The sequence below is a fragment of the Nocardia sp. NPDC058658 genome (genome assembly GCF_042716665.1).
Lineage (GTDB): Bacteria > Actinomycetota > Actinomycetes > Mycobacteriales > Mycobacteriaceae > Nocardia.
Window position 1 is genome coordinate 62,303 of sequence record NZ_JBHXRR010000017.1, and the last position, 20,292, is coordinate 82,594.

General features: G+C 63.9%; 17 protein-coding genes. 8 read left to right on the plus strand and 9 right to left on the minus strand.

The annotated features are described in order from the left end of the window. Positions 1 to 3 precede the first annotated feature (3 nt). Together ACFWUP_RS21920 and ACFWUP_RS21925 are read right to left on the minus strand one after the other, a co-directional pair. Positions 4 to 420: a pilin gene (locus ACFWUP_RS21920; RefSeq protein ID WP_379237076.1), complete on the minus strand. Its 417-nt coding sequence runs from the start codon at positions 418 to 420 to the stop codon at positions 4 to 6. Further along, positions 411 to 1,343 (minus strand): hypothetical protein, encoded by a 933-nt coding sequence (locus ACFWUP_RS21925; RefSeq protein ID WP_379237078.1) that lies wholly within the window; start codon positions 1,341 to 1,343, stop codon positions 411 to 413. Before ACFWUP_RS21925 ends, ACFWUP_RS21920 begins: the two co-directional genes overlap by 10 nt. A gap of 445 nt (positions 1,344 to 1,788) precedes the next feature. Here ACFWUP_RS21925 and ACFWUP_RS21930 point away from each other — a divergent pair, with 445 nt between their 5' ends. From ACFWUP_RS21930 to ACFWUP_RS21940, 3 genes are all read left to right on the plus strand, one after another. Then, complete coding sequence (locus tag ACFWUP_RS21930; RefSeq protein WP_379237080.1) at positions 1,789 to 2,442, plus strand: hypothetical protein; 654 nt, start codon at positions 1,789 to 1,791, stop codon at positions 2,440 to 2,442. A gap of 56 nt (positions 2,443 to 2,498) precedes the next feature. Continuing rightward, positions 2,499 to 3,515 (plus strand): TRM11 family SAM-dependent methyltransferase, encoded by a 1,017-nt coding sequence (locus ACFWUP_RS21935; protein WP_379237082.1) that lies wholly within the window; start codon positions 2,499 to 2,501, stop codon positions 3,513 to 3,515. Positions 3,516 to 3,630: 115 nt separating this feature from the next. After that, positions 3,631 to 3,972 carry an Lsr2 family protein gene (locus tag ACFWUP_RS21940; RefSeq protein ID WP_379237084.1) on the plus strand — a complete coding sequence of 114 codons (342 nt, stop codon included), beginning with the start codon at positions 3,631 to 3,633 and terminating at the stop codon, positions 3,970 to 3,972. A 152-nt stretch (positions 3,973 to 4,124) separates the two neighbouring features. On the opposite strand, the gene ACFWUP_RS21945 is transcribed toward ACFWUP_RS21940, so the two are convergent. Then, a complete protein-coding gene (locus tag ACFWUP_RS21945; protein ID WP_379237086.1) occupies positions 4,125 to 5,015 on the minus strand; it encodes a hypothetical protein in 891 nt (296 codons plus the stop codon). 320 nt (positions 5,016 to 5,335) lie between these two features. On the opposite strand from ACFWUP_RS21945, the gene ACFWUP_RS21950 reads away from it, so the two are divergent. Continuing rightward, a complete protein-coding gene (locus tag ACFWUP_RS21950; RefSeq protein ID WP_379237088.1) occupies positions 5,336 to 6,550 on the plus strand; it encodes a helix-turn-helix domain-containing protein in 1,215 nt (404 codons plus the stop codon). Between the two features lie 106 nt (positions 6,551 to 6,656). Here ACFWUP_RS21950 and ACFWUP_RS21955 read toward each other — a convergent pair whose 3' ends face one another. Both ACFWUP_RS21955 and ACFWUP_RS21960 read right to left on the minus strand, forming a co-directional pair. Further along, positions 6,657 to 7,133, minus strand: a complete 477-nt coding sequence (locus tag ACFWUP_RS21955; RefSeq protein WP_379237090.1) for a hypothetical protein — start codon at positions 7,131 to 7,133, stop codon at positions 6,657 to 6,659. A 22-nt stretch (positions 7,134 to 7,155) separates the two neighbouring features. After that, complete coding sequence (locus tag ACFWUP_RS21960; protein WP_379237092.1) at positions 7,156 to 7,665, minus strand: PLD nuclease N-terminal domain-containing protein; 510 nt, start codon at positions 7,663 to 7,665, stop codon at positions 7,156 to 7,158. A 60-nt stretch (positions 7,666 to 7,725) separates the two neighbouring features. Here ACFWUP_RS21960 and ACFWUP_RS21965 point away from each other — a divergent pair, with 60 nt between their 5' ends. Beyond that, a complete protein-coding gene (locus tag ACFWUP_RS21965) occupies positions 7,726 to 8,112 on the plus strand; it encodes a hypothetical protein (RefSeq protein WP_379237094.1) in 387 nt (128 codons plus the stop codon). A 17-nt stretch (positions 8,113 to 8,129) separates the two neighbouring features. Beyond that, on the plus strand, positions 8,130 to 8,705 hold the full coding sequence (locus tag ACFWUP_RS21970; RefSeq protein WP_379237095.1) for a DUF3558 family protein: 576 nt from the start codon (positions 8,130 to 8,132) through the stop codon (positions 8,703 to 8,705). A 4-nt stretch (positions 8,706 to 8,709) separates the two neighbouring features. Here the strand turns inward: ACFWUP_RS21970 and ACFWUP_RS21975 are convergent, their stop codons facing one another. The 3 genes from ACFWUP_RS21975 to ACFWUP_RS21985 are packed head-to-tail and all read right to left on the minus strand — an operon-like array spanning position 8,710 to position 12,058. Further along, positions 8,710 to 9,207 carry a DUF3558 family protein gene (locus ACFWUP_RS21975; RefSeq protein WP_379237194.1) on the minus strand — a complete coding sequence of 166 codons (498 nt, stop codon included), beginning with the start codon at positions 9,205 to 9,207 and terminating at the stop codon, positions 8,710 to 8,712. A gap of 56 nt (positions 9,208 to 9,263) precedes the next feature. After that, a complete protein-coding gene (locus tag ACFWUP_RS21980) occupies positions 9,264 to 11,774 on the minus strand; it encodes a hypothetical protein (RefSeq protein WP_379237097.1) in 2,511 nt (836 codons plus the stop codon). Further along, positions 11,774 to 12,058, minus strand: coding sequence for a hypothetical protein (locus tag ACFWUP_RS21985; RefSeq protein ID WP_379237099.1), 285 nt, complete (start codon positions 12,056 to 12,058; stop codon positions 11,774 to 11,776). Before ACFWUP_RS21985 ends, ACFWUP_RS21980 begins: the two co-directional genes overlap by 1 nt. Positions 12,059 to 12,276: 218 nt before the next feature. Here ACFWUP_RS21985 and ACFWUP_RS21990 point away from each other — a divergent pair, with 218 nt between their 5' ends. Continuing rightward, positions 12,277 to 13,998, plus strand: coding sequence for a hypothetical protein (locus tag ACFWUP_RS21990; RefSeq protein ID WP_379237101.1), 1,722 nt, complete (start codon positions 12,277 to 12,279; stop codon positions 13,996 to 13,998). An 8-nt stretch (positions 13,999 to 14,006) separates the two neighbouring features. Continuing rightward, positions 14,007 to 14,747: an ESX secretion-associated protein EspG gene (locus tag ACFWUP_RS21995; protein WP_379237103.1), complete on the plus strand. Its 741-nt coding sequence runs from the start codon at positions 14,007 to 14,009 to the stop codon at positions 14,745 to 14,747. Positions 14,748 to 14,931: 184 nt separating this feature from the next. On the opposite strand, the gene ACFWUP_RS22000 is transcribed toward ACFWUP_RS21995, so the two are convergent. Then, the gene (locus ACFWUP_RS22000; protein ID WP_379237196.1) at positions 14,932 to 19,872 is read right to left on the minus strand and encodes a DEAD/DEAH box helicase; all 4,941 of its coding nucleotides are present in this window, start codon (positions 19,870 to 19,872) and stop codon (positions 14,932 to 14,934) included. Positions 19,873 to 20,292: the final 420 nt, after the last annotated feature.

The following is a 20,292-nucleotide window of genomic DNA, read 5'->3' on the forward strand; positions in this document are numbered from 1 at the left end:
GGGTCAGCCCCCGACGATCGACTTGAGGACCTCGACTACGACCGGGGCGAGCACGGCCAGGCCGTAACCGATCGCGGCGCCTTTCAACGCGAGCTTGGCCTTCTCGATCTCGCTCGGATCGCCGGCACCGACCAGGTACCGCACGCCACCGATGGTCAAGCACACCGTCGCGAGCGCGGCAAGGATCCCGACCAACCAGTTCCGCAGGTTGTTGAGCACCTCTTCGAACGATCCCGCCACCGCCAGCACCGAATCCGGTTGCGCCGCAGCCGAACCAGCAACCCACACCAGCGCGAAAACCGTGGCCACGATCAACAGCAGCAATCGCGGCAACCGTCGGTGCCCGGATCGGTCCCGACCCGAGGTCACCGGGTTCGGCTGGTTGGGGAGGTTTCGGACCGGGAATGTGTTTATGCGCATCGTCGCTCCTGGAAGGTCGGTGGTGCGGGAGCATCGGATGCGCGCCCGCATTCAGGGACTCCGCGATTGCGGATCAGGTTCGACACCGTCCCGACAGACCGAGCACCGCTGGGATCGGAGACCACACGCAGTGCGTGAGGTCCGTCGGCGCTGATGTCGGAGTCGCTCGACTCGGCCGCACGAGCCCGCAGCCAGGCGACGAGCTTGCGTTCGGCGCGGTAGCGGATCTGATGCAGCCGCGCATAGGAATCCGCGCGGGCCGCGGCGACCCCGGTGAGCGAGCACCGCTGAAGCCGGGTGGCTGCGATCAGCTCCGCCGCGAACACGGTGATCACACCCTCAGCGACGGCCTCGGCCATCACCAGCTCTGGATGTCCCGGTGTACTGGACAGCGCAGGGCGAGCCGGGGTCGATTCCCCTATGTCTTCGTGTGGGGTCGGTGCGTCGCGTTCCTTCTCGATCCAGCTCAACCCGCCGCGATAGGCCGCCCACCGCAACCTGTGCAGCACGTGGCGGCGTCCCAAATCGATGCGCGCCAACTCGCCGAGAAACCCCGCCAAGACCGCAGCGTCGATGTCACGGTGGTCCCCACGCCACGGACGCGAAAGGCGAGCAGCGACGTTGATCAACATCGGCAACGCGGTGCCCGCACAGACGATCGTCATGTCCCCACCGCACGTGCGGGACTCGTTCACCAACGCCACCCACACCGCATCGACGGCAACCATCGGCAACGCCGGATCCAGCAGGAACTCCCGCAACCCGCGCCAGGATCCCGGCGGTTCCGGTAACCCGGCCATCGCAGCCGCGGGCAGGCAAACCGGCTGTTCGCCGAGCCGGTCGAACTCCGACCGCACCACCTGCAACACCGATTCCGACCGCGAACCCTTGCCGGGCCGTGACGACTCTCCGTGTGTATTCATGTGATCGACTCCTGGGATCAAGGGAAACGAATTCCGGTCGATCCAGGACACAAAATCGGAGACACCAAAACGCCACCGAGAAGCCACCAAGCGACTTCCGCGACGACACCAGATACCGAATGCCGTCTTTCGATCAGCACCGAAGCCCCACTCGACACCAGAGACGCGAAACCGGCTTCTACCTGCGTCTGTGTATCTTTGGTGGCGCTGTGGTGTCCGTCCGGTTGCGTGATCCACCGATCGAGAATCACCGCCACCGAATCCGTTCGAAGAAACTTTGATTCGCCCGGCCGCATCGGCTCCGGTCAGGTGCGTGGGCTCACGGACACAGGGCTATATCTCGCGGGAATTCCGAGGGCGGCAAAGGGGGTCGGCTGTCGAAAAGAAAAGTCTGCGGCGGAGTGCTGGTTGCCGACTTCTCGCTCGACAGACAGGACTCCCCGCCATGCCGCGATCCCAGTCCGACCCCACCCCACCGCACAGCACAACCGGTTCGGGCGCCCGTCTGAATCGGGCCGAGATCCCCTCCACCATCTGGGCCACCGGGACTCAGCCGCTCGACGCCAGCGATTCCTGGCCGGAGCCGATCATCAAACGAGCAGTCCGAGAATTCACCCGCCCCGGCGACCGCATCCGGCTCGTTCAACCGGCGACCACACGCCGACAGCTATCCGTGGCGCCCTCGAGTACCGACCGGCCGAATGCCGCTATCGCCAAGCTCGAGCGCAAGCCGGACCATCCAGGCACAGTCGATCTACTCCTTGCCAGCATGCTCCCCCACCACCATGACCCCGCCGGAGCGGCGACTCAGCTCGCGGCACTGGCCGCCGACGAACTCGCCGAAGACGGCGTACTCGTCGTGCTCACCCGCTGCACCCACACCAGCGACGGCACTCTCATCGACCCGACCGGCCCCGTCGTCGCCGCCGGACAGAACGCCGACCTGCTCTACCTCGGGCACATAGTCGCCGTCCCGATCACCGACGACACCATCACGGGCCCGCCCCGATGCGTCCGCAAGCAGTCCACCAGCGCACCTCGGCACCGAAATGTGCACGTCGATGTCCTCGTTTTCCTACAACCCCGTACCACCGCCTGACACTTCGATCCGCCAGCGTGGTCGTCGCCGCGCCCAGTCTGAAAGAGCTGCCGTCTATGAGCACATCCCCCAAGCACGCCAGTCCGTTCGGCTCCAGCGACAACGCCGGTGCACCCGCGGTCTCTGTATGGGCCACCGCCCAATCCGCGCCCGCCCGACAACGCGCCGGGCGCTACCACCCCGACAGCACCGCCCACCCGGCGAAAATGCTGCCCGCCATCGCCGCCCACGCCATCACCCACTACACCCGCCCCGGCGACCTCGTCCTGGACCCGATGTGCGGCATCGGCACCACCATCGTCGAAGCCCTCCACGCCGGCCGCAGAGCCCTCGGCGTCGAATACGAACAACGCTGGGCCACCGTTGCCCGCACCAACATCGACCTCGCCCGCGCGGCCGGAATCGACCACGACGCCGAGGTATTCACCGGCGACGCCCGCAAACTCTCCACCGTTCTCCCCGAAACCTACAAAGGCACCGTCGATCTCGTCATCACCTCACCGCCCTACGGTGACTCCACCCACGGACACGTCACCACAGCCCCCGGCCAAGGCGTCCACAAACGCAACCACCGCTACGGCGCTGTCCTCGACCGCGGCAACCTCGCCAACGTGGGCCTCAACCGCCTACTCTCCGGCTTCACCCGCATCCTCACCGAGTCCGCCACCTACCTACGCCCCGGCGGACACATCGTGATCACAGCCCGCCCCTGGCGACAGCACGCCGAACTGGTCAACCTCCCCGCCTACATCATCACCTGCGGCACCCTGGCCGGACTCGTCCCCGTCGAACGCTGCGTGGCCCTGCTCGGCCGACTCGCCGACGGCGACCTCATCGCCCGCAGCTCCTTCTTCCAACGCGACTTCATCAGAAAACAACGCAACGCGGGTCTGCCGTTCCACCTGATCGCGCACGAAGACGTCATAGTTCTCGAACGTCGACTGGGCCCGGTGGGATCAATGCAGCGCGAACAGCTCGAGCACCCATCCCCATCAAATGTAGTGCTATTCCCCCGCAGCGAAAGCTGGAACGCCGACCATCCGCAAATCATGCCGAAGAAGCGTGCCGCGTGAATTTCGACCAGGCTACCGCAGAGGGGCAACGAGTCGACTATTGAATACCCGAACCGAAGATCAATTACGATTGATAACAAGCGTTTTCCGAACACAACGAACAGGACCTATAAGCATGGCACGCAAGGTTGTTGTCACCCTCATCGACGACTTCGATGGCACCTCGGTCGCCGAAGATACCGTCAGCTTCGAAATCGACGGTGCCGCTTACGAAATCGACCTGTCCGATACCAACGCGACAAAGCTGCGCGAATCGTTCGACCAGTGGGTTCCCTACGCCCGTCGGATCGGTCGGGCCAAGACCGCCGGCCGCCAGTCGTCGGCGACGGGCAAGTCCAGTCGTCGAGACGATCTCGGCGCTATCCGCACGTGGGCGGGCGAAAACGGCCACACCGTGTCGAGCCGCGGCAGGATCTCCGCCGAAGTCATCGCGGCCTACGACGCAGCATCGGCGTAACGCCGTTTAGCGGTGGCCGGGCACCCGGCCACCGCGCCCTGTCGCGGGTCGAGTACGAAACTTCCGGGTGAGCCTGGACATCCAGCACGAACCGCGCACGCACCAGGCGAGTACCGCAAGGCACGGCAGGATCGGCAGCGCCAGCTCCCACATCAACGCCGGGCCACCATCGGAATCGGCACCTCACATCGAGTCAACGTGCCGCCGCCGCTTCCGTAGCGGCGACGAACGCTGATTCCCGATGCGCAGATCCGTTGGAGCTTCGAATCGAGCGGTTCATCGGCGATGTCACGCGTCTCGGTCACGTCGATCACCAACAAGCGAGTTCCCGCTGGACGCGTCAGTCGCACCTCCATCTGCTCGTTGAGCGTGCCGATGCATCCGCTCCAACGCTGCTCGGCCGGGCCCACGACCGCCACCATCAGCTCATCGACCGCATCCACCAACGTCGAAAGCCCTGCCCGAGACAGATGCTCCTCGCAGTAGAAGCGCGCCATTCTCAGCGCCGCACAGAACGGGCTGACCCGGAACTCGCCTAGCACTCCGGCCAGCGGCTCCGAGGGTGCGGACTCGCGCGGGTCGCTGGTCGTTCGCGAGACTTCGGATAGAGGGTCGGTCCAGATCACCTGCGTATTCGGTCTGCCGGAAATATGGTTCAGCAGAGCCGATTCCGAACAACCGAGGTTCGTGAGGTGCTCGATCGACGGGATCAGAACCGTGCCACCACCAGCAGCTTCCACGGCCGCCGTCAGCCGCCACAGTGCCGGTACCGGCGGGGCGTAGTTCAGCATCTGGTCGAACTCGTAGCCTTGGTCGCGGGCGAGGAGACGCACCTGTTCGGCGACGTTCACACCGATCCGTCGGTCCAGGACTTCCACCAGCGACCACAAGATACGGACCGGTGACTCGAACTCGACGAACATTCGGTCGGTGAGATCGCCACTGCCGTACTGCAACGCGACCTCCACGAGCCGAGCCTCGACAGCTTCAATCCTGTTGCGCACCAACGGCCGCCGGTAGTACGTGAACACCGGCGCGCTCATCGTTCAGCTCCGCGGATCGGCTCTATCGTGGCGCGAATCGACGCCCTTCCCCAGTGCGTTGGGGCATGCGGGACATAGCGCGGCAGCGGCGGCATCGGTTCTCCTCGGTGAATCGTCAGATCGGATGGCCCGCCGCCGGGGGGCTTTCGCCATCGATTCGCAGCTCGCTACCCCCGATGTGGAGGGTTGATCGCCTCTTCCTCCATCGCCCCGGCGACGGGACCGGGACAACCATCCCTGCAGCGCCACCGTTGTTTGTCCCGCTGCGGGACAACGCACGTATCCTGTGGATTGGTAGTGCCGTCAACCGGGAGAAGTTCATGGACGCCGACCGCTTCATCGGACAGCAGGTGCGCGTGATCCGGGCGCGCCGGGGCATCTCGCAGCAAGTCCTGGCCGACCGAACCGGGCTCAGCCGTGGCGCGATCGCGAAATACGAGAGCGGGGAACGCCCGATCGACTCGCGCCGAACCCTGCTCGCACTGGCAGCGGCACTCGATGTCACCATCGGCGATCTGACAGGACACGAACAGGATCGACTCGACCCGGCAACAGCCGGATTCCATGTCGCTGTCCCCGAACTCGAGACAGTGCTGTGGGCACGCGGCAACGTCACCGATACCGCACCGCCGCGCTCGCTGGACGAGTTGACCGCGCTCACCGACACCGCGACGCGCCTGCGCAACGACTGCGACTACGCGCGACTGGGCCCGATGCTCGCCCCACTGCTCACCGACGCCTACCGCCGAGTGCGCGACGCCGATCCCGGAAGCGTTGATCGGGCATGGGACGTGTTGAGCGCGGTGACCTATGGGGTCGCGTCCGCGTTGCGGGCCCGCGGCTACTACGCCCTCGCGTGGACCGCCGCCCAGGAATCGCAGCGGGCCGCCACACAGACCGGCGGAGTCGCCCCGGTAGCGGCCGCCGCGTTCAGCCAGGGCCAGATCATGTTGTCACGCCCCGGCGCACTCCCCGCGGCACTGTCGACCACCATCGACACCGCCGAACAGCTATCCGCCGAGGTCCGCACCGTGGGCGAGATCGAAACCTACGGCATGCTCCACCTCCAAGGCTCGATCGTCGCGGCCACACTGGGCGCCGACCCCGAGCCCTACCTGCTCGAAGCCGCCGAGCAAGCGGACCGGCTCCCCGATGCCCGACCCAGCACCTCGGTGACGCGTAACGAGTCCTTCGGCCCGGCGAACGTGACGCTGTGGCGGATGTCGGCGGCGATGGAGCAACGCGATCCGGGCAAGGTACTGGCCCTCGCGTCGACGGTGTCAGCTGCTGACCTGCCCAATGACGGCCGCCGCGCCCAGTACTTCGTCGAGACCGGGCGCGCGTACGCGATGCAACGCAACTACCGCGACTCGCTCTACGCCCTCCTCCGTGCCGAACATGTTGCGCCTCAACATGTCCGAACAATGGCTCCGGTTCGGGAGCTGGTCGGACACATGATGAGAACCGCTCGGCGCAATCTGACGACCGGCGACCTCGGGCGCCTGGCACAACGAGTCGGAGTCGTGCCGACCTGACCGATCAGCGGTAGGTGGGTTGGATCCCGCCGGACCACATCATCGTCGAGTTGGTTCGGACTGATTCGCTGGACCTTTGTCTATTCCATCGAGCTGGGCGCGGAGGTCATGAAGGCACAGCGTCGGGTGCGTCGGCGGTAGTCGCTACGCCGCGTGCAGCAGCGATGACCGGCACGGCGGCGCGAAGACACGCGAGCACGACCAACGCGTAGGGTGCCACGACCGCGACGGCTTCCGGGATCGACAGCATCGGAATCAGGCGGGGTTGGTCATCGAGCGGGCTCAGAGCGTCATCGAAGACGCCGACACCCATCGCCGCGGACGCGAGCACCAGCAGAACCAGCGCAAGGACGGTCAGGACAGCACCGCTGCGGCGAGGGAGCACGACGATGCCGATAAGCGTCAGACCGATGCCGGGGAGAAACCAGGCCGTGCCGAGCAACAGCGTGAACACCAGATACCAAGCGACGTCGGCGCCCGTGCCGGTTATCGCGTCGACGAGGTAGGCCACCGCGATGGTGAGCACCGGGAACACGATCGGCGACGCCGCCGCCGTGGCCGCCCAGATTCTGGCATTTCGCATGACCGAGGATCACACACCTTCGCTACAGCTCGCCGTTCGCCCAACGGCGATGCTGTTCGGCCTGTTGCCGCTCCGCTGAGCGATGCGCCTCACGCTGCTGACGCTGGGCGCGCTCACGCAACCCGGCCAGGAACGCGTCATCCGCAGCGGGGTCTTGCGCCACATAACGGCCGGGGCGGTCGTACTCAGCGAAACGGGTAGTCGCAACGCGCCGCCGGGGGCCGCTCTCCGGACTACCCGCGATCATCCACACGAGGCCACCAAACAGCGGAAGCCCGAAGACGATGATCACCCACGCCGCTTTCGGCAGACGACGAACGGCCGTACGGGGAGCCATCGCCACATCTACCAGGCAATACACCCACAAAACCACGCCGACCAAAGCCAACAGTTCATACGGCATCGCGATCGTCCACTCCCACTCAACCCGACCCGATTCAAACAACCCACCATTGAACACGGCGGACAATGGGATGGCAAACCACCACAGCGGACAGGCATACCGCGCGAGGTCCGCTGCACGCCTGCGCACCGGCGAATCCTGACGCGATGGCTGGTAACGTGGCGGTCTGACGGACTCGGATCTGGGGGTGTGATGGAAGTCGACTATGGGCAGGCGCAGATCAAAGCGATGAGCGACGCCGTTGCCGCGGGAACATTGAAGTTCGACCCGGCTGCGGTGGCTGACGTTGTGAAGGTACTCGATGGAGTGATCGACGAGCTGGACCGACAACGTCTCAAAATGGATCGCGGCGCGAAGAACACGGGTCTTGCCGGATTCCCCTCCGCTCAACAGCTCGCCGTCGGATTCTCTGGCAAAGCCGACCAGATGGTGGACACCATCGATCAGTACATCGTGGGAACCATCCGACTTCAGGAAACCTTCCTGCGGGCGGCCGGAAAATACGCAGAGGCCGACCAGATGAACGCGCGAGCGATCGCAGCCGCCTCTGCCGCTGTCCCCGGCCGCACGACATGAACAGGGCGGCCATCACGATGGCGGCACTGAGCGCTTTCGTTACCGCGTGCGGCCTCAGCGGATGCACCAGCGAGGATCCCGCACAAGAACCGGCGTCGACCACCAAGATCCCCGGCCCGATCGCGGTATCGGTTGCAGCTCCGCCCGTCCGTGAGAATCCGGGCCGAGCCCCTATTACCTACGACCCGTGCAGGTCCTTGGATGACGATGCAATCGTGCGCGCCGGGTTCACGCCCCGTACCAGAGAACGAGCTGACTTCGTTGCCGATACATACTCAGTGGTGGGGTGCGCGTTCGAGGATCTCGAGACCGGTCGCCGCACAAGGGGACTCACTGTCGATATATCGAACGTCCCACTAAAGGAACAACCCTATTTCGGGACAGCACTCGAACATTTCACAATCAATAACAGAGAAGCGATCATATTCCAGCTACCCAAAGCATCAACATCCGACTCATGCTTTCTCGCAATGTCGACTACCAATGGATCAGCAAGCGTTCAAATCTCGGAATCGCTCGGATTTTCATCCGGTGACCCATGCGGACAAATCAAGAAGGTCGCCGCTGTGTACGAGGCGGAGCTGCCGGACTAGTAGATCACTTCGGCAGAGTTGACTCTACTACGCGAGCAGCATTCTCGATCTGCTCACACGGATCCCAGCTTCGCGCAGGTGTAGCGCCCAACCTTACAGCGATTGTTCCGTCGGGACCCGTCATCGTAATGCCGCAGGAGTCACCATCCTCCGGAATGGAGATTCCCTCACGGCCATCTATCGTCACCTTCGGAGCGTTCGGAAAAACAAAACTCAGCTGCTCTAACGTGAGGGTGTTCGTAATAACCACTAGCCACCCAACCTCGCCGTGGGAGTTCGGGTCATCCATCTTTCGCGTGAAGCGACACCCGGTTTTCGTTTCTTCTCGGTCTAGGTATGTCTCACGTCGACGTGTCGTGGGGTCGAACCCCAATTCGCTCACCGTGTTGTCATTGACTTTGAAGCATGGGTCCCATTGAATTGGAACCGGACCATTAGCCTTGCTGACCTGAACTGATATCGGCCGGGCCGGTCCATCGTCAGACGTACAACCGACGGTCATCGAACCCAATGCTGTCACCAGCGCGACGCCACCCACGTTCGCCGCGATACGCCAGCTCACTTGACCGCAGCCCTTCCATTGGCGACCTCGATATTGTAGTCACTTAATTGGTTGTCAAGAACTCTGCCATTGTATTCCTCCAAGATCTTGGTCAGATCATTCCGGACGGTGGCCCGATCCATGTTCATCTCTTCTGTAAGCTGCCCATAGCTGAGCAACTTTCCATCGGAGTCGAAATACCTATCGAAATCTTGATGATGGGAAATCGGGCCTCTGAGGTCCTGCAAACTCTGCGCCAGATAATGCGCCGACGCCGGACTCTGAGAGCTCGGCATCCATGATCCATTGGGCACCGCGGGGTCCGGCGCCATATAAACCCCCAGCGTCGCATTCTTGACATAAGTGTTCGATACATCAATTGCCGGCGCGAGTGTGTTAGATGCAATGTCGGATGCCACGGGTCCTACAACAGGAAGATATTTGATCCCGCCGGTCAGCGCGCCCTTCAGTGCATCGTAGGCGGCGCCCTTGTCAGCGAAACTGTGCGCAGCTGCCGAAGCTTCGTCTTTGGTCCGATCAGCAGCCTCCGCGGTAAGTCCTGCATCAACGAGACCGAGCGTCGTTCCATATCCCGCCGCCAGGCGGTTGTCCCCGCCGTGAGGCCCGTCCAATGCCGATGAGAGCCAAGCTGACTGAAGCTGCTCGGCGGAGGCAAGCGCGTTGGCATTGAAGTAGCCCGCGACATCCTTGTCGGTATCCATCACAGTGAAGATCGACTTCGCCTTTTCGAAATTTGTGTCCTCGTCCGTCCACTCGAATCCGCTGGTTAGAAGCGGGCTGTTCGGCCCGTCCGGAACTCCCGCTAGTTGCGGACTGTACGGACTCAATCCCTCGGCCATTCCTTGCAGCATCGCGGGATTCCGTTCACCCAGTGACGCGGTCTTCTCGCCGTCGAGATTGAGTAGTTCAGCCTTGTTGTCGGCGACGTAGTTGGCCAGGATATTCGCGGATTCGCCGGCTCGTGTCGCTACGTCCGGATTCGGCGAGGTGGCGTCATCGTTAATCCAACCGAACATCCCCGCTGCCGCCGCGCCGTCATCACCCCAGTCACGCGTGATCATCGGGGCGACCACTTCTTTGAACTTGTCGCCGTCATTGAACGTCTGACCAGGCTCGCCGCTGCCGAACAGTTCGGGACTTCCGTTTCCGGTGATCAGCGCGTAGTTGGAGTCGTTGTTGCGGGTACCGACCTCGAGCAGATTCTGGGCGGCGTTGTCCGCCCTGGCATCGCTCATCCCGACATCGTTGGGGTTCATGACGCGGCGGTACTCGCCGTTGTCGGACAGCCACGTCTGGTGCGCCGCTTGACGTGACAGCTCGACGCCGAGCCGGTCACCGGGCTGGTATCCCTCGCCTGAGCTGCTGAGGAAGTCGCTGAAGGCGTTGAGGTCGGTCTGATACTCCTTGTAGGAGCCGGTGATATTGCGGCTGTCCCAGGCGTTGTTGCGGTAGTCTTCGGGCAGGCGGCTGGTGTTGGAATCGGGGGCATCGGTTCCCAGCGCGGGCCGGGTTCCGATGATCTCCTTTAGTTCGGGGTTGAGCTTGTTCCAGCCACCGCGATCGTCTTTGCCGGTGCGATAGTCGCGGCCGACGACGTTCTCGTTCGACACCGTCAACAGCCCGTTGGCCAGCGACGAACGCAGCTGTTGCGATCCCGGTGTGGTGTCGGTTCGGAGCTGTTCGGAGACACCGATCAGGCCGTCGCGTCCAGCGCTGCCGTATAGCTCGGTCATGTAGCTCATCGCTGACGCGGGCACGGTGACTTCCTCGCCGCGTTGCATGGCGGCGAGTTGAGTGGGCGTTAGTCCGGCCGCCAACAAGTTCTTGGAGATCCGGTCGATCTCCTCGGGTGAGAGCTTTCCGTCGGCGATGGTTTGACCGTCGAGTTTTCCCTGTTCGGCTGTCAGGCCCGTGGTTTGCTCAGTGCCCGCGACGTCGAGCCCGTTGCCCAGAATGTCACCACGCGAACGGATTTCGCCCGCGTTGGTGGTGATGGCAGTGGCGAATTCCTCGACCGCGGTGGCGAAGCTGAAGTAGGCGGTGTTGATCTGGCCTTGTCGATTGTCGGTCTCGGCCTGGATCTGGCGCACGATGTCCTCGGTGAGGTCACGGACGGCGGTGTAGTCGGCGAGTACGCGCCATTGCGCGCCGACGGAGAACGTGATCGCCTTCCCGTCGATGCTGAACGGCAGGGTTTCGGCATCGGCGACACGTCCGAGCAGGATCTCTCGTTCCCGGGTGACGCGGTCGGTGCCGGTGCGGACAGCGGTGATCAGCTCGGTGGTCTCGGCCGCGAGACGACGGCCCTGATTGTTTTCCTCGTCCATCCGCCCATAGGCGGCGTCCGCGGCCTTGCCCGCCCATGAACCGTGCAGGTCCTGGAAGTGGGTTACGGTGCGCCCGAGCTGATGCTCGTAGCCCTGATTGGCGGTCTCGAGGTTGGTGGCCCATTCCGACAGTCGCCCCAGCTGCCATTGCTGGACTTGCGGCAAGGTGATCTGCAGCATCACTTCGCTCCTGGAACCTGGAAGCGCATGGTGTCGAGGGCCTTCTGGAAGTCCTCGTCGGTGGCCTGGATGTTGTTGGCGCACTGGCTCGTCGCGGACGAGATCTGCTGGATTCGTTGCGCGACGCGCAGCCACGCTCCCTCGGTGTACTCGCCTGCTTGCGCACACGCGGCCGGGATCGGGCAGCCAGGCAGCGCCGCGGCCAGCGTATCGGCGACGGTGCGAACGTCGAGCGCGTCGATCTGGGTCGCGACGTCGTTCAACGTGCCCACGAGTTGACGCATCTGGACGATATCGGCTGAGAGCAAGGTGGTCCCCCCTTGTTGCGGCTGCTGATCGACAGCGACGATACCGAGCCGCCATCGCTCCCGCCATATCCCCGTGCCGGGCCTCGGGCACGCCAGTACGGCCGATCAACCCGGTGTAGCCTACTGGCAAGGCGTATGGGGTGCGTGGGCCGGGACACCCGACAACCTGCGGTTTGTACGAAACGGGGGAAGTGATGGCCACCAACGATGCCACTCGGCTGATCGAGGAAATGCTGACGGTGCCGGGTGCCGGCGCTCAGGCGGCCGCGACGGGGAAGCAGCAGCGAGCCGAGGCGTCGCAGCAGCAGCGTGGTCGCCACGACGAACAACTCGACGGGGGTGTCGATCCGGCGTATGTGACCTCGCCGGAGGCTCCGCCGGAGACCATGACCCATCAACAAATCTGGGATGACATCCAGCGCCTGGACCAGCAGGCGATCTGGAACACCTGCGTCGTCTGGTCGCAGGTGTCCACGTCGATCACCTCCGCGTTCCAGTTGGCCCGGATCGGCCTGAACCGGGCGGTAGAGGGTCGGTGGGAAGGGCAAGCGGCGGAGGCGGGTGTCGCGGCGGTGTCGGCGTTCGCTACCGGAGGCGAGCACATGGGCAACGTCGCGAAGTCGGTGGCGATGCGGCTCGACACGATGTTCTACGCCGCCCAGGCACTGGCCGGAGCGGTGCCACCGCCGCCAGTGGAAACCGTCGCCGATCCCGACAACGCCTCCGAATCGGTGCTGCCCGGGCTGGTCAGTGGCGAGAAGGCACGCGGCGACGACGAGAACGCGACCCGGTTGCGGGCACTGGCGGTCGCGGCGGTCAACACGACCTACCTACCGACGTTCCCGCCTTCGGGGGCCGATGTTCCCTCGTTCGTCGCGCCGCCGCAGGTCGGCGAAGGCGTCGACACCGGCGGGAACGGTACGAGTGCGGGCGCACCCGGTAGTGCGCAGAACCCGGGAACCCCAAGCGCCGCTGATCCCGGAACCGACGCGCCTACTGACGATCCGTCCGGTGAGGCAGGACCTGAATCATCGGGAGCCCCAGCTGAGGGTGACGCGGGCACTTCGGAGCAAGCCGGTTCGACCGACTCCGGAACTGATTCCGACGCGGCGACGACGGCCGCGGGCGCGGCACCGACGACGGCGACTCCGTCGGCGGGAACTCCACCCAATGTCAACGGCCAGTCCCCGGTCGGCAGTGCACCGGGTTCGGGTGCTGGAACGCCGGGTTCGGGCGCTGGCGCGCCAGGTTCGGGTGGTGGAGCGGGCGGTGCACCTGGGGTCGGTGCGGGAGTGCCGGTCCGTGGTAGCGCACCAGGTGTCGGCGCGGCGTCGAACGCTTCGACCGCTGGGTCCTCGACAGGGCGTTCTGGCCATGGGCCGATGGGGCCGATGGGGCCCGGTGCGGGCGCCCGCAAGGGTCAGGGCGACGACGACACCCATCAGAGCCCCGAATATTTGCGCCGGGTACAGGAGGAACTCGTCGGCCACCAAGCGGCGATCGCGCCGGTCATCGGTGATCACACGACCGAAATCTCCGAGCCCGCATCCGAACCCCGGCCCGAGCCACTTCCCGCCCCGGCGGCCGATCCGGCGATGCCGCGTTCGCTGTTCAGCGCCGACGACCGGCCCGCCGCTGCCTCCACAGCTGCGCCGACAACCGTCCCCGTTACCACCGCTGCCGAACCAACCAGGACGGTTGCCGCCACTCCTATGCCCGCAGTAGCACCGAGTGGACCGACGTCTGAGCCGACCGGTGCCGTTCCCGATTCTGCCCAGGCGCAAGCTCCAGCCGCCCAGCCCCAGTACGGCCCGATCACCGGAAGCGGTCCTTGGGACATGACCACCCCGACTACCGAACCTGACGAGCCTCGCGAGGACCAAACACCCGCCACGGACTCCGGCGTCCGACCCTGAACACGAGAATGACCGCGAATACGCAGTGGCGATTCACCCCCGACGAGTTCGCGTGGGTGTGGTCGCAGACCAAGCGCGAATACCCTTACCCGCTGAGCATTCTCGAATCCGCACCCGATCTGGACACCTACGTTCGACAGCGCCACGCGATCTCCTCGCGTTATCCCCACCAAGCCGACATCGACCTCACGCGCGCTCTGGGGGTCCTCGCCGACCCCGAAGTTCGGATCGTGTGCACCGGCCAGTCCCGAGGGCGCCGAATCCGTTGCCTCGCGGCCGCGGTGGGCGACCACGCGGTGATCGCCCACCAACTCGCCGGCGAGACAAAGGACTTCGGTTCCGACGTCGAGATCCTGGCGACCCGACGAGGCAATCTCGGTCGCGCGGTTGTCACCACGATGCCCGCGACACCGGCCGGGGTTATTCCTCGGCTCGTGGGCTACACCCCGCGTGTGCGCGGCGAGGCGGAGACGTCGTATTTCATCAACGCCGATGGCAATGAAGTAGCTGAGAACCGTATCCTCGCTCTCTTGCGAGCTCCCCGAAGCGCTGACGGACACCTGTACATAGAGAACGATGTCCGCGTGGCAGCCGAGAATCCGCCTCAGTGCCTGAACTGGATCGACATCCAACACGGCCACCGCGCCGCAGGCCGATATCTGATCGACGTCAACCACCACGACGCAACCGTCATCCCGGCCACAGAATCCCAGATCGCCAAGGAACTCACTCGCCGCACGAACCGCTGAGCCCTTCTCATCCTCCCGAAAATGAGGTCCCGAATCGGCGCCAACGTCGCCGAACAGATGCGACGCCTTACCAGCGAACAGGGCTACGAGTTCGACCAGATGCTGAGCTACGCACCGCCGGTACCCGCACTCGGGCGGCCGACTGCGCGGAGTGACCGGCGGTCAGTCCAGGCGGAACAGAGTTTCACCCAAGTGAGTCGACGATCTTCATGGTCTCGACCGCCACCGTCGTCACCCGCTTGATCAGGTCGACGATGTATGTCGGGTCATCGTGTTCGTCGCACCAGTCGTTGGGGTCGTTGACGATTCCGGATGCCTTGTCTGTGTCGACCTGGTAGCGGTAGATAATCCATGCCAGCGCCGAGCGGGAGCCGAGCATGTAGCGTTCGGCGTCCTCGGGGATCCCAGAGATGGTGATCTTCGGGTTGTAAACGATCGTGGTGCGATCGTCGACGCTTCTTCCCGTCTCGGGGTCCTTCTTCTTGCCCCACTTCATTTTCGACGCCCGCCATGTCTCCCGATCATCGTCGAGAGCGCCCGGCTTGAGCTGCACGTCGAGATCGTAGGGCTCCACGGACTCGTAGCCCACGTGCAGGTCCGACAGCCCACGGCCCGCAGTAGCGAGTTGTTCGAAACGCTCCCGAGTCTCAGGGGTCGGGATATGTGGGAGCATCTTCTTCAGATCCGCCGCGTACGCCTCGCGATAGGCAGGGTCGTACAACAGCCCATACACGTAGTAGAAGATGTCGTCCTTCGTGACCTGGTCCCCGACCGCGCAGCGATAAAGCGCCAGGATGCCGTCAGTGATGTTGTCGATCTGCCGGTAGCCGTACTCGTCGACGTCGACGGTCGCGGCTGACGCGAAATCGAGCTCACCGTCAGACGACTCGGTCCTCACATACGTCCAGCGGGGGAAAAACTGGCCGCTTCCCGATCCCCAGAATGACAGGTCGGGTATCGAGTTGGTCATCAAGGCCGAAAACGGCTTGTCAGACCCCGTGCCGACCACGTAGAAACCGATGTTCCTGTGGTGAGGGGTCGGGAACATCGACGCGAGCTGATAGCGACGCTCGTTAAGCGCAGCATTGTAGTAGACGTACTGCTTCGAGAACGGCCGGTAGAGCCCAACTGTGAGGGATGCGGGCTCGTATTCGAAGCGCTTGCTGGCTGCGAAACTCGCCCTGAGACCCCCACTCCAACTGATTTTGGTCGGGTCGGTGTCGATGAACTGTTCTGCGACACCCTTGCGGTCCGCGACTGCGTGCGCCGAGCAATGAGCATCCAATAGCTCGGCCTGCGCGTTATAGAAATCGAGCATGCGTTTGACGTTCGCCTCGACGGCTGCCTCGGAGAAATTGTAAACCCAGGTGTCGCGGTTCGACTTCAATCCTGACGAGTGCAGCGAGAACACAACGGTCTGTCCGGGTTCCGGCTGCTTCTCACCGATGACCGGCCATACCTCGAACTCGTCATTACGCTGGTTGGTCCAGTCTCCGTGAGCGTTGGGGACGATGGTCTTCCAGTTAGTGCTGGTGAGTGCGCTGTCGGCGACAACGCGGAGTTTTTCTTCGCGGGTCAGGTAGTCGCCGATGTCGCGGTAGAAGATCTCACACGCACCGCTGTGGTTGGGGTTCTTGACACCAATCAGAATCGCGACGGTGTTGCGGCTGCCAGAGCCAAAGATCTTGCCACCTTCCTTGCGGGAGAGTTCGCCAGCGGCGCGCTGGTTTCCGCGCAAGTTGTAGACGTAGAGCTGTGCATATTCGTCGGCGAGCGACAGGCGGACGCCATCTGCGGTGTTGCCGTCGATCCACCCACCGTTGGAGACGAACGCGACAACGCCGGCATCCCCAACACGGTCGGTGGCCCACCGCAACGCGCGCAGGTACGAGTCGTAGAGGCTGTTCTTGTTCGTCGCCGTGGAGCGTTTGGCGTAAGTGGCAGCGATCCGCCCGTCCAAGGTCGGGTAGCCGCGATTCGCGTTCAGGTCGTTCGCGGAGGTCTGCCCCTTCGAGTAGGGCGGATTTCCGACCACGACGTTGATTGGGACGGTGTTTTGCCGGATGATACGGTCGTTGTTCTGCGGGAATATGACTGCATCGAGACTGTCGCCCTCCTCGCTGATCTGGAAAGTGTCGGCGAGGACGATCCCCTCGAACGGCACATACTCCGCCGCAGCCTCTTTCCCGGCGATTGCATGGTAAGTGGACTCAATGTTCACCGCTGCGATGTAGTAAGCGAGGAGCATGATCTCGTTGGCGTGCAACTCGTTGGTGTACTTGCGGGCCAGATCCTCAGTTCGGATGAGACCGGATTGCAGCAGGCGGGTCATGAAGGTGCCGGTGCCGGTAAACGGGTCCAGGACGTGGACGCCCTCATCGGTGAGACCGCGTCCGAACGCGTTCCGGGATGCCTGATCGGCGGCACGAAGAATGAAGTCGACGACCTCGACCGGGGTATAGACGATCCCGAGAGCTTTGGACTGGCGCTTGAAGCCGATGCGGAAGAACTTCTCATACAGGTCCGCGATGACTCTCTGCTTGCCGTCGGCGGTGGTGACCTCCGCAGCGCGGATACGCACCGAATCGTAGAAACCCTCAAGTTTGGCGGTTTCGGCTTCGAGGCCGGAGTCGCCGAGGCGCTCGACCATCGTCTGCATCACCCGCGAGACAGGGTTGTGGGAAGCGAAGTCGTGTTCGGCGAACAGCGCGTCGAACACCGGCTTGGTGATCAGATGCTGCGAGAGCATGCTAATCGCGTCATCGACAGTGACGGAGTCGTTGAGATTGTCTTTGAGTCCCTGGTGGAACTGCTCGAACGCGGTCGCTACGGCCGGGTCCGCGCTGGCGAGGAGGGCGCGGATGCGGGTGATCTGCGCGGCGGCGATGTCGGCGACGTCGTTGGCCCAGTCCTCCCAGTATGCCCGGGTGCCGACCTTGTCGACGATCTTCGCGACGATCGCTTCCTGCCACTCCGACAGAGAGAACAGCGCCATCTGGGTCGCCATCTGTCCGCCGGAATCAGGTGCTGTGTCGGCACTGGTGGAATCCGAGGACTCGACTGTTCCTGTGCCACTGACGGATTCGCCTTGAGCGGCCACGGGGCCGATGTGATCGCCCATCAGCATGCTTGAGCCCTTGCCCACCTTCTGATCGGTGGTGGTGGTGTTGAGGGCGATCGAGTTGACCATCGCGTTGAATCGGTCATCGTGCGCGCGCAACGCGTTGAGGACCTGCCAAACCACCTTGAACCGTCGGTTGTCCGACAACGCTTGTGACGGCGCGACCCCTGCGGGGACCGCGACCGGCAAAATGATGTAGCCGTAGTCCTTGCCGTCGGCCTTCCGCATCACCCGGCCGACCGACTGCACCACATCGACCACGGAGTTGCGGGGGTTGAGGAACATTACCGCATCCAATGCCGGCACGTCCACGCCTTCGGACAGACAGCGGGCATTCGTCAGAATCCGGCACTCACCCTCCGGTACCGGCGCCTTCAACCACGCCAACTCAGCATTGCGTTGTAGGGCGTTGAACGTGCCGTCGACATGCCGGACCGAGCACGCCAGATCGAGGTTCGTCGTCGACACCGCATGCCCGTCGCCCTCACTATCGGTGAGAAGATCCCGATAGGCGTCCACGACCGCAGGGAACACGTCCGCGACCTGTTTGGACGCGGCGATATCCTTTGCGAACACCACTGCCCGGCGCATCGGCGGTTCACCGGCCGCGAAGCCGGTTCCGTCGGGAGTGCGGCCAGCACGCTTGGCGAGCCCGTTCCAGCAGCCGACGATCTTGGACGCATCGTCGAGGCGCAGCTCGCTGAACTCCCCCGCCAATTGCTGCTGTAGCGGAGACGCGACCAAGTCTTCATCGACGGTCAGCACGATCACCTTGTAGTCGGTCAGCAGACCCCGCTCGACGGCATCCCCGAATGAAAGCCGATGGAACTCCGGCCCGTAGCGGGTCTCGTCGTCCATCGAGGACAGTTCGGCGGAATGTTCCTCTGCCTTTTCCTTCACCGTCTCGTCGAAGATCCGCGGCGTCGCGGTCATGTACAACCGGCGGGTGGCTTTGAGGTAGTCAGGGTCGTGGACGCGGACGAAGTTCGACTCGTCCGTACCGAACAGGGTCACACCGGTGGTCCGGTGGGCTTCGTCGCAGATCACCATGTCGAACGGATCAACGCCCTGTGTCTGCGCGGCGGCGACCACCGGAAGGGACTGATAGGTGGTGAATACCACCGTCAGACCCTTCGCACGCTTGCGGTGCGCCATCTCCGCCACAAGCCTCGCCGGATCGGTGGTTACGGGGATCGCGACGTCGTGCACAGCGACGTCCTCTGCGGAGCGCGAAACCTTGGTGTCGGAGCACACCGCGAACGCCCGCAGTCCAAGCTGGGTTTGCGCGGTCCATTCCCGCAACGTCTGCGACAACAGCGAGATCGACGGCACCGCGAACAAAATCCTTGCGGCGCCGCCATTTTCGGCTGCGACCCGTTCAGCGATCTTCAACGCGGTGAACGTCTTGCCGGTGCCACACGCCATGATCAGCTTGCCGCGGTCGTTGCCGGCCTCGAACCCTGCGAACACGGCGTCGATCGCATCCTGCTGGTGGGGACGTGGCTCGTGCCGCTTTGCCTCCGACAGGTCGACGTGTAGCACACCAGCCGGCCAGGCGATGTCCCAGTCGATCGGGGACTCGGCGATATCGGCCAACCCGATCCGTTGGACGGGGATCGACTGCCCGTCGAGCGCGTCCTCGGCGTTCTTTCCCCACCGGTCGGTCGTGGAGATGATCACCCGGTTAGCGAACGGCTTCTTGCCTGAGGCGGTGAAGAAGGAGTCGATATCACCTTTGGCGAGGGTGTGGGTGGGTTCGTAGAACTTGCACTGGATCGCCGTAATCGAGCCGGTGTCCCGTTCACGGGCGACCAGGTCGATGCCGGTGTCAGGTTTTCCGTCGCGGCCCGGCCAGTCGATCCACTGCCAGACCTGGTCGTACTGCTGGGCAAGCATCGGATCGAGCTGGAAATAACGGACCATCAGCTCCTCGAATTTGGTCCCACGCTCCGAGTTGCTGGGTGCCTGCCGAAACGCCTCGATGACCTCGTGAACGGAACCCATAACCGACCTCGACCCTTTCACAGAAACAGCAATGCTCGCCAGGCCATCTTGCCCGGTCGCCACGATGTCAGCCACACAGGCGAGGCGAACCGTGTCGCCGCCAAGCCACGAGCATTCCCTATCTGCCAGACTCAAGCTGGCCCAACACCGTCCACTTCGGCGTCAGAACCGCCGCACCGGCTAGACCGATCGAAGGCGGCCTACCGGTGCCGTATCGTTTGCCGGGAACGTCGCCGATTGCAGCCGTCGCACCTGAATGGCTCGGCCCATACCCGCAACCTGCAGCTTCCCCTCGCGCGAAAGCTCGACCTTCGGCCGGTACGCGTCGTGGCCAACCCGACCAGGAACGCCACAGCCAATCCGATCCAGAACCACCGACTGATGCGCAACTCCGCAGAGAAACCCTCGCAAGGGCGAAGC

Coding starts and splice junctions, on each gene's coding strand:
- ACFWUP_RS21920 (WP_379237076.1), bottom strand. CDS start 420: ATGCGCATAAACACATTCCCGGTCCGAAACCTCCCCAACCAGCCGAAC.
- ACFWUP_RS21925 (WP_379237078.1), bottom strand. CDS start 1,343: ATGAATACACACGGAGAGTCGTCACGGCCCGGCAAGGGTTCGCGGTCG.
- ACFWUP_RS21930 (WP_379237080.1), top strand. CDS start 1,789: ATGCCGCGATCCCAGTCCGACCCCACCCCACCGCACAGCACAACCGGT.
- ACFWUP_RS21935 (WP_379237082.1), top strand. CDS start 2,499: ATGAGCACATCCCCCAAGCACGCCAGTCCGTTCGGCTCCAGCGACAAC.
- ACFWUP_RS21940 (WP_379237084.1), top strand. CDS start 3,631: ATGGCACGCAAGGTTGTTGTCACCCTCATCGACGACTTCGATGGCACC.
- ACFWUP_RS21945 (WP_379237086.1), bottom strand. CDS start 5,015: ATGAGCGCGCCGGTGTTCACGTACTACCGGCGGCCGTTGGTGCGCAAC.
- ACFWUP_RS21950 (WP_379237088.1), top strand. CDS start 5,336: ATGGACGCCGACCGCTTCATCGGACAGCAGGTGCGCGTGATCCGGGCG.
- ACFWUP_RS21955 (WP_379237090.1), bottom strand. CDS start 7,133: ATGCGAAATGCCAGAATCTGGGCGGCCACGGCGGCGGCGTCGCCGATC.
- ACFWUP_RS21970 (WP_379237095.1), top strand. CDS start 8,130: ATGGCGGCACTGAGCGCTTTCGTTACCGCGTGCGGCCTCAGCGGATGC.
- ACFWUP_RS21975 (WP_379237194.1), bottom strand. CDS start 9,207: ATGACCGTCGGTTGTACGTCTGACGATGGACCGGCCCGGCCGATATCA.
- ACFWUP_RS21980 (WP_379237097.1), bottom strand. CDS start 11,774: ATGCTGCAGATCACCTTGCCGCAAGTCCAGCAATGGCAGCTGGGGCGA.
- ACFWUP_RS21985 (WP_379237099.1), bottom strand. CDS start 12,058: ATGCGTCAACTCGTGGGCACGTTGAACGACGTCGCGACCCAGATCGAC.
- ACFWUP_RS21990 (WP_379237101.1), top strand. CDS start 12,277: ATGGCCACCAACGATGCCACTCGGCTGATCGAGGAAATGCTGACGGTG.
- ACFWUP_RS21995 (WP_379237103.1), top strand. CDS start 14,007: ATGACCGCGAATACGCAGTGGCGATTCACCCCCGACGAGTTCGCGTGG.
- ACFWUP_RS22000 (WP_379237196.1), bottom strand. CDS start 19,872: ATGGGTTCCGTTCACGAGGTCATCGAGGCGTTTCGGCAGGCACCCAGC.